At 74.2% G+C, this 2,466-nt stretch carries 2 protein-coding genes; one reads left to right on the top strand and one right to left on the bottom strand.

Annotation, left to right across the window (positions count from 1 at the left end; translation table 11 throughout):
- Window positions 1-70 precede the first annotated feature (70 nt).
- Window positions 71-1,192, top strand: a complete 1,122-nt coding sequence (locus tag CVO76_RS16830) for a uroporphyrinogen-III synthase (protein WP_208740210.1) — start codon at window positions 71-73, stop codon at window positions 1,190-1,192.
- 74 nt (window positions 1,193-1,266) lie between these two features.
- Here the strand turns inward: CVO76_RS16830 and CVO76_RS16825 are convergent.
- Window positions 1,267-2,466 (bottom strand): FAD-dependent oxidoreductase (locus CVO76_RS16825; protein WP_208740209.1); only part of this gene is annotated, 1,200 nt, incomplete at its 5' end.

Below are 2,466 nucleotides of genomic sequence, written 5' to 3'. Positions count from 1 at the left end.
ACGTGCGGGTGGGTCTGGACCTGCAGGGCGGCGCGGCACACCTCGCCCGGCTGACCGAATCGCTGGCATCATGACCGAGGCCATCCGGCTGGACAGCTCCGGCGGACAGCTCGCGGGCTTCCGGATCGGCGTGACCTCGGACCGCCGCTCCGGTGACCTGATCGACGCGCTCGAGCGGCGCGGCGCCTCGGTGTTCCACGCGCCGGCGCTGAAGATCGCGCCCATCGCCGAGGACGTGGAACTGCTCGCGGACACGGCGGCCATGGTGTCCGCACGCCCTGACCTGTTCCTCATCACCACCGCGTACGGGATGCGCCGGTGGTTCGAGGCCGCGGACGCCGCAGGGCTGGGCGACGACCTCCTCGAGGTGCTCGGGGCAGGCCGGATCTACGTCCGGGGCCCGAAGGCCAGGGGCGCTGTGCGGGCGGCGGGACTCGACGACGTCGGGATCAGTTCGGACGAGACCACGGCCACGCTCGTGGACGAGCTGCTGCAGCAGGACCTGTCAGGGCTGACCATCGGTGTCCAGCTGCACGCCTACGCCGACGCCCATCAGCTGGAACGGCTCCGGGCGTCCGGCGCGACGCTCCTCACCGTCACGCCCTACCGGTGGATCAAGCCGGAGGGGTCCGAGCGGCTGCCCCGGCTCATCGACGCCGTCTGCGCCGGGCAGCTGGACTGCGTCACCTTCACGAGTGCGCCCGCCGTCGACGCGCTGTTCAGCACCGCCGCCGAGCAGGGCCTCGAGGAGGAACTGATCCAGCGGTTCCGACGCAGTGTCCTGGCCGCGGCTGTGGGACCGGTGACAGCGCAGCCCCTGATCGACGCCGGCATCGATCCGATCGTGCCCGAGCGTTTCCGGATGGGCGCGCTGATCCGGCTGGTCTGCGACCATCTCGCCGAACACCACGTGGAGCAGCTCAGGACGCGGTCCGGCTACGTCGAGGTGCGGGGCCGGTCGGTCCGGGTGGACGAGGTCCAGGTGGATCTCGCACCCGCTCAGCTCGTGCTGTTCAAGGCGCTGCTGTCCGCTCGCGGTGCCGTCCTCAGCCGTGACGCACTGACCGGGCTGCTGGCCCATACCGGCGCCGGTCATGCGCTCGACATGAACGTGAACAGGCTGCGCAAGTCCCTGCCCGACCCGGGCCTGGTGGAGACCGTGGTGAAGCGGGGGTACCGCCTGCACGTGTAGGACCCTTCCGGACCCGGACCCGGACCCGGACCCGGACGCGGACCCGGGCGGGGTCCGCGCCCTCCCGCCGCGGTTCAGGACGCCACCGCGACGGCGAAGTGGTGCTCGATCACGGAGCGGATGTCGTCGTGGCAGCCGCCGCAGCCCGTCCCGGCCCGCGTGCCCGCGGACACCTCCGGGACGGAGGAGCAGCCGCCCGCGACGGACTCCTGCACGGTGCCGCGGGTGACGCCCGCGCACCGGCAGAGGGTCGCGTCCGGTCCGGGAGGCAGTGCCGCGAGCACCCCTTCGGCACTGTCCAGGCTGAGCAGGCTCGACCGGTCGGCGGGTAGTTCGCTCCGGCGCTCGAAGAGCAGGACCAGTTCGGCGCCGGTCCGCGGCATGCCCACGCAGACGAGGCCCGTCAGGACGCCGTCGCGCGTGACCATCTTCGCGTAGCGGCCGTGCCCGGGGTCCGCCCAGACCGCGACGGCGAGACCGGGCGCGACGGTCCACGGATCGGCGTCGGTCTCCCCGGCGGTGACGGCGTCCACGCCGCGTGCCTTGAGGACCAGCACGGCGTCGCGCCGCTCGGGAGGTCCGGCGGCGGCGACGGGAAGGCCCGCGAGCTCCGCTGCGAAAGCGAGCCCGAGCTGGTCCGCCTGCTGCCAGCCGGGACCGATGAGGCCCGGGGGAGCGGTGCCCCCGGTGCAGGCCGCGCAGGTGCTGACCCCGCAGCAGACCTCGGCACAGTCGCCGATCGCCCAGACGCCGCCGGTGCCGAGGGCCCGCAGGTCGTGGTCCACGAGGATGCCGTCCGCGGTCGCCAGGTCGCACCCGTCGGCGAGCTCGGTGCGCGGCCGCACTCCGCAGGCGAGCACGAGGGCACCTCCCTCCACCCGGGCCCCGCCCTCGAGGGCGAGCGCGGAGAAGCGACCGTCGGTGAGGCGGATGCCTGTCGACGTCCCGGCGACCACGGTGATGCCCGCCCTGGTCAGTGCCGCCGCCAGGACCCGGGCGCCCTCCCCGAGGAGCCGTTCCATGGGGGAGCGTCCGGAGTGCACGAGCGTGACCCGGCCGCCCTCCTCCGCCGCGGCGAGGGCCGCCTCGATGCCGAGGATGCCGCCGCCGAGCACCACGATGCGCTGCTGGGCGGCCAGGGCGGCGGTGACCGCGCGGGCGTCGTCGAGGTCGCGGAGGAAGCCGACGCCCGGCGGGAGCCTATCGGCGTCGTCGAGGCCGTCGAGCCGCGGGAGGACGGGGCGGGAGCCGGTGGCGAGCACGAGGCGGTCGTA

This window comes from Arthrobacter agilis, assembly GCF_002953615.1.
GTDB lineage: Bacteria > Actinomycetota > Actinomycetes > Actinomycetales > Micrococcaceae > Arthrobacter_D > Arthrobacter_D agilis_B.
This window is presented reverse-complemented; position numbering and strand designations above follow the sequence as displayed.